The 6,718-nt window shown below is 43.3% G+C and carries 5 protein-coding genes and 1 rRNA gene; all 6 read right to left on the bottom strand.

What is annotated here, in order from left to right; translation table 11 throughout:
* A 16S ribosomal RNA gene (locus AC07VD_RS05290) occupies nucleotides 1-76 on the bottom strand; the annotation flags it as partial.
* A gap of 289 nt (nucleotides 77-365) precedes the next feature.
* Nucleotides 366-2,831 (bottom strand): DNA topoisomerase (ATP-hydrolyzing) subunit A, encoded by a 2,466-nt coding sequence (gene gyrA / locus AC07VD_RS05285; RefSeq protein ID WP_003244540.1) that lies wholly within the window; start codon nucleotides 2,829-2,831, stop codon nucleotides 366-368.
* 210 nt (nucleotides 2,832-3,041) lie between these two features.
* Nucleotides 3,042-4,958, bottom strand: a complete 1,917-nt coding sequence (gene gyrB, locus AC07VD_RS05280; protein WP_003226808.1) for a DNA topoisomerase (ATP-hydrolyzing) subunit B — start codon at nucleotides 4,956-4,958, stop codon at nucleotides 3,042-3,044.
* 54 nt (nucleotides 4,959-5,012) lie between these two features.
* On the bottom strand, nucleotides 5,013-5,258 hold the full coding sequence (gene remB, locus AC07VD_RS05275; protein ID WP_003219266.1) for an extracellular matrix regulator RemB: 246 nt from the start codon (nucleotides 5,256-5,258) through the stop codon (nucleotides 5,013-5,015).
* A 17-nt stretch (nucleotides 5,259-5,275) separates the two neighbouring features.
* Entirely contained in the window at nucleotides 5,276-6,388 is a 1,113-nt protein-coding gene (recF, locus tag AC07VD_RS05270; RefSeq protein ID WP_003243515.1) for a DNA replication/repair protein RecF, read from the bottom strand.
* 15 nt (nucleotides 6,389-6,403) lie between these two features.
* On the bottom strand, nucleotides 6,404-6,619 hold the full coding sequence (gene rlbA / locus AC07VD_RS05265; RefSeq protein ID WP_003226810.1) for a ribosome maturation protein RlbA: 216 nt from the start codon (nucleotides 6,617-6,619) through the stop codon (nucleotides 6,404-6,406).
* Nucleotides 6,620-6,718 lie beyond the last annotated feature (99 nt).

Here is a 6,718-nt window from a genome sequence, read left to right as displayed (position 1 = left end):
CATCTGTCCGCTCGACTTGCATGTATTAGGCACGCCGCCAGCGTTCGTCCTGAGCCAGGATCAAACTCTCCGATAAAGTAGTTTGACTGACTACGCACATCGCTGTGCGATTTTTAAAAACTGAATTAACAGGTACGTTTTGTCTTGTTTAGTTTTCAAAGAACTTTGTGTGCTTCTCTCGAAGCGACTACTTAATAGTAACATTTTTAGTTAACTAGGTCAATACTTTTTTAAAAAAGTTTTTGCTAGTCATAATGGTCATGTTTGTGTCTTTTAAAAGACAACAGAAATGATTATACCATAATTTTTATGACTGTAAAGGGTTATGACACAAAAAAGCGCAGCTATTTCAGCTGCGCTTTTTCTCACACTTCTTCTTGTTCTTCTTCATTCTCATCTTCTTCGTTTTTCTCTACTAAAGCTACTGTAGCAACATGCTCTTCTTCTGCCATTCTGATGAGACGCACACCTTGAGTGACACGTCCGGTGATGGAGATATCATTGATGTCCATTCTGATGAGTACGCCGCTAGCTGTAATAATCATTAGATCCTCTTCACCTTTAGTAGCTTTCACTGCTACTAGTTGGCCGTTGTTCTCGGTGATTTTCGCTGTTTTGAGTCCTTTTCCGCCCCGGCTTTGGGTTCTGTACTCTTCAGCCGGAGTTCGTTTTCCGTACCCTTTTTCAGTTACGATAAGGACGTGTGATTCTTCCTCTAAAATCTCCATGCCGACAACAACGTCGTCATCCGTCAGGGTGATGCCTTTTACGCCCGCCGCAGTTCTTCCCATCTCCCGGACATCTGTTTCAGGGAAACGGATCAGTAAACCGTTTTTCGTTCCAATGATGATTTGTTTTGTGCCGTCAGTCAGACGTACACCCATCAGTTCATCATCTTCACGAAGACTCAGAGCAATTAGACCATTGTTGCGTATATTAGCGAATTGAGATAGCGATGTTCGTTTTGAAACCCCATGCTTTGTAGTGAAGAAAAGGTAAAGCTCCGCATTGAATTCCGTGACTGGAATAATCGCGTTGATCCACTCACCCTTTTCTACCTCCAGCAGGTTAATAATCGGGATTCCTTTTGCCGTTCTGCCGTATTCAGGGATTTCATACCCTTTTGCACGATACACTTTCCCCTTGTTCGAGAAGAAGAGAATTGTGTCATGAGTTGACGTAGAGATCAAATGTTCAACGAAATCATCTTCGTTTGTTCCCATACCTTGTACACCTTTTCCGCCTCGTTTTTGACTGCGGTAAGTTGATGCAGGAAGACGTTTGACGTATCCGTTGTGCGTCAGAGTAACTACGATATTTTCTCTCTCGATGAGATCTTCGTCTTCAATTGTCTCCAGTCCAGAAGTGACGATCTCAGTACGTCTTTCATCGTTAAAACGCTCTTTGATTTCCGTGAGTTCTTCACGAATGATCTCAAGCACTTTATATTCATTTGCCAAGATGTCTTTTAGCTCTGCAATTAATTTAACAAGAGATTGGTATTCTTCTTCTATCTTTTCACGTTCCAGTCCCGTTAAACGCTGGAGCCTCATGTCAAGGATCGCTTGTGCTTGCTTCTCTGTCAGTGAGAATTGTTCAATTAAGCCTGTTCTCGCAATTTCAGCCGTTTGAGAATTACGGATAAGGGAGATAACTGCATCGAGATGATCCAGTGCAACTCTCAATCCTTCCAAGATATGAGCTCTCGCTTCTGCTTTACGCAATTCATAAGCAGTACGGCGTCTAATGACAACTTTTTGATGGTCAAGGTAATGCTCCAAACATTGCTTAAGAGTTAAAACTTTCGGCTGGCCATCAACAAGTGCAAGGAGGTTGATGCCAAAAGATGTTTGTAGAGCAGTTTGTTTGTACAGATTGTTTAAGATGACATTCGCATTGGCATCGCGTCTGATTTCAATGACAATTCTCATACCTGTACGATCTGACTCATCACGCAGATCTGTGATACCCTCTATCTTTTTGTCCCTTACGAGATCAGCAATTTTCTCAATTAATTTCGCCTTATTTACTTGGTAAGGTAACTCTGTAACGATAATTCTTTCTTTACCCGAAGATGTTTGTTCGATTTCAGCTTTTGCCCGGATCGTGATAGAGCCTCGGCCTGATTCGTATGCTTTCCGGATACCGCTGCGTCCCAAGATTTGACCCGCAGTCGGGAAATCAGGCCCTGGAATGACTTCCATAAGCTCTGGAATTGTAATGTCCGGATTCTCACTGACAGCAAGTACACCGTCAATGATTTCTCCCAGCTGGTGCGGAGGAATGTTTGTTGCCATACCTACCGCAATGCCGGCAGCACCGTTCACGAGCAGATTCGGGAACCTTGAAGGCATAACGACAGGTTCTCTTTCTGACCCGTCATAGTTATCCTGGTAATCGATTGTGTCTTTTGTGATGTCGCGAAGAATCTCCATTGAGATTTTAGACATTCTTGCTTCTGTATAACGCATGGCCGCCGCTGAGTCTCCGTCAACAGAACCGAAGTTTCCGTGACCGTCAACGAGCATATAACGGTAGTTGAAATCCTGAGCCATTCTGACCATGGATTCATATACCGCTGAATCACCGTGCGGGTGGTATTTCCCGATAACTTCTCCAACGATACGCGCGGATTTTTTATAAGGCTTGTCACTTGTCATGCCTAAATCATTCATTGCATACAAAATCCGTCTATGAACCGGTTTTAAACCGTCTCGAACATCCGGAAGAGCACGGGACACGATAACGCTCATTGCATAATCCAAGAAGGACGTACGCATTTCCTGACTGATATTTATTTCACGAACTTGTGGTGTGTTTTGTTCACTCATTAAAAAACCTCCCTGAAGTATCACATGAAATATGTGGGAGTAGATTGTCCATTATGACCTTCAATACGATTTCACTATTCTCCATTATATCAATAAACTTATGATTATACACATTAAATTGCTAGAATATATAGGTATTGCAAGCATTGCTGCATCTGATCTTGTTCAGAAAAAAGCCTTATTTCTTATTGGAAATAAGGCTTTTTATGATTAGATGTCAAGATTTTTAACGTATCTCGCATTCGCTTCTATGAAGTTTCGGCGCGGTTCTACTTTGTCGCCCATAAGCATTTCAAAAGTCTCGTCCGCATCCATTGCATCTTCAAGAGTTACCTGAAGAAGTGTTCTGGAGCTAGGATCCATGGTTGTCTCCCATAGCTGGGTGGCATTCATTTCACCAAGACCTTTGTAACGCTGCAGTCCAGGCTTAGGCGTTTGAGGAAGAGTTTTTAACAGCTCTTCAAGCTCCTTGTCATTGTACGCATATTCAACACGTTTCCCCTGTTGAACCTTGTAGAGCGGCGGCTGTGCAATGTACACGTAGCCATTTTCGATAATTTGGCGCATATATCTGTAAAAGAACGTTAACAGCAGTGTTCTGATGTGCGCGCCGTCAACATCGGCATCTGTCATAATGACAACTTTGTGGTAACGGGCTTTCTCAAGGTTGAAGTCTTCCCCGATACCTGTGCCGAGCGCTGTGATCATAGAGCGAACTTCGTTGTTAGAAAGGATTTTATCCAGTCTGGCTTTTTCAACGTTTAGGATTTTACCTCTAAGCGGCAAAATGGCTTGGAAATGTCTGTCGCGTCCTTGTTTAGCAGATCCTCCGGCAGAGTCACCCTCTACGATATATAACTCGGAAATGCTCGGATCTTTTGAAGAGCAGTCCGCTAACTTACCGGGCAAGTTTGAAATTTCCAAAGCACTCTTACGACGTGTTAGTTCACGGGCTTTTTTCGCAGCCATTCTTGCTCTTGCCGCCATTAAGCCTTTATCGACAATTTTTTTGGCCGCATCTGGATTTTCCAGCATAAATGTTTCCATCGCCGTAGAAAATAACGTATCGGTGATCGTCCGTGCTTCTGAGTTGCCCAGCTTTGTTTTCGTTTGGCCCTCAAACTGCGGATCAGGGTGTTTGATTGAAATAATCGCTGTCAGCCCTTCCCTTACGTCATCTCCGCTTAGGTTTGGATCATTTTCTTTAATAAGCCCCTTTTTTCTGGCGTAATCGTTGATAACACGAGTCAGGCCCGTTTTGAAGCCAGCTTCATGGGTACCGCCTTCGTACGTATTAATGTTGTTTGTAAACGAGTAAATGTTGCTTGTGTAGCTGTCATTGTATTGCAAAGCCACTTCAACCGTAATGCCGTCCTTTTCGCCTTCAATGTAAATCGGCTCTTCATGGACAACCTCTTTAGAGCGGTTTAAATACTCTACATAACTTTTAATTCCGCCTTCGTAATGGTATTCATTTTTGCGCTCTTGTCCTTCACGTTTATCTTCAATCGTGATGTTTACACCCTTTGTTAAAAAGGCTAATTCACGCACGCGGTTGGCAAGCAGATCATAATCATACTCGGTTGTTTCTGAGAAAATTTCAGGGTCCGGGACAAAATGTGTCGTCGTTCCTGTATGATCCGTTTCGCCAATGATTTCAAGGTCTGTAACCGGAACTCCGCGTTTATAGGTTTGGCGGTGAATTTTACCGTCACGGTGAACCGTCACATCAAGCTCTGTTGATAGTGCGTTTACGACCGACGCACCTACACCGTGTAATCCTCCGGATACTTTATAGCCGCTTCCGTCAAATTTTCCTCCGGCATGAAGCACCGTCATAATGACTTCTACCGCAGGACGGCCCATTTTTTCATGAATACCGACTGGAATACCGCGGCCATTATCTACAACCGTGATACTGTTGTCTTTTTCGATTTGGATATTGATATCCGTACAATAACCGGCGAGGGCTTCGTCAATACTATTGTCGACAATTTCCCATACCAGGTGGTGAAGGCCTTTGCTGTTTGTCGAACCGATATACATCCCCGGTCTTTTACGAACAGCTTCCAATCCTTCTAGTACCTGTATCTGATTTTCATCATAACTGTTTTGCTGCTGTTCCATAGCCACGTCATTCACCTACACTTTTCTAAACGATATATTCGTGATAAAAAATTTCTAAGAATCTATTTCAAACATAAATTGCGCACGTTTTTTTAATGTGCTGGAAGATAAGGGAGAGTAATATATATTCTGAACCGTGACTACGATAGATTTGGGCGTGCCGTTTACGGAAGGCACCACCTTGTGTTTCTGTTTTTTCAGAAATTCTTCAACAATAGGCGACATGTTGGCTTTAAAGTCAAAAATGCCGACAATATCTCGTGTTGAAACCACAAAGTCATCACCTAAATGAATATACAATTGCTCACCTCATTTCTTCACTTCACTAACGCACCATTTTGCACACGGAACATTCCTGCTTGACGTAAGGTTTCGTGATCAATGCCATCAACGCTTGTCGTTGTGACAAACGTTTGTACACGGCCTTGGATCGTATGAAGCAAGTGTGACTGGCGATAATCATCCAGTTCACTCAGTACATCATCCAATAGTAAAATGGGATATTCTCCGATTTCTTCATGGATCAGGTCAATCTCCGCCAGCTTAAGGGACAACGCCGTCGTTCGCTGCTGTCCTTGAGAACCATACGTCTGCACATCGCGTCCGTTCACATAGAAAAGAACATCATCGCGATGTGGCCCTGACAGCGTCACACCACGCTCAATTTCTTTTTCTCTTAATTTAGAAAACGCTTCTTGATAGCTATCTCCTATTTTCGACAAATCTAGGGGATCTGATACATCAAGAGCTGTATGGTATTTCAGGGTCAGTTCTTCAAGCCCTCTTGAGATGCCTGCATGGATGGGCTGCGCCCATTTCTCGAGCTGTGCTGTAAACTGCAGGCGTTTTACGACGACTTTTGCTGCAACTTCTACAAGCTGATCGGTCAGAACATCGAGCATCGTCCGGTCAGTTTGTTTTCTTGTTTGCAGCTGTTTCAAAAAATGATTCCGCTGGGAAAGGATTTTCTGGTAAAGAGAAAGATCATGAAGATAGACGGGAGAAACCTGTCCGATTTCCATGTCAAGAAACCGCCTTCTCACTTGAGGGCTTCCTTTTACAAGATTTAAATCTTCCGGCGCGAACATAATGGTGTTGAGGGCCCCGACATACTGGCTGAGCTTTTGCTGTTCAATATGATTGACCTTGCCCTTTTTACCCTTTTTGGAGATGACGAGCTGCATCGGGATCGCCCCGTTTTGCTTCATCACTCTTCCCTCTATTTTAGCATAGTCTTTGTCCCACCGTATAAGTTCTTTGTCATTTGACGTCCGGTGCGATTTCGCCATGGACAAGACATAGATCGCCTCCATGAGGTTTGTCTTCCCCTGGGCGTTTTCTCCGATGATCACATTTACTTTATTTTCAAATTGAAGTTCAGCATGGTCGTAGTTGCGGTAAGATGTCAGTTCTAAGTTCTGGATATACAATCAGTGTCACCCGCTTTAATTGACGACTTGAAATGAACCAAATCCTTCAATCTCTACCACATCTCCAACATACAGCTTTCTGCCCCGGCGGTTGTCCGGCTCATCGTTCACAAGCACTTCATGCTCGCTTAAAAACCACTTCGCCATACCGCCAGACTGAATCACATCGGCTAATTTTAAGAATTGTCCGAGTGTAATCATCTCTGTATCAATTGAAATCGGATTTGCCATTATATCGACCTCTTTCAAATATCACTAATATCTAATTGTACTAAAAAAAAACGAATTAGGGAAAGGGAAAACTTGTCGGAGCAGATACCGAATAGAAAA

The organism is Bacillus sp. GW821-FHT01G09, assembly GCF_059422205.1.
This window is presented reverse-complemented; position numbering and strand designations above follow the sequence as displayed.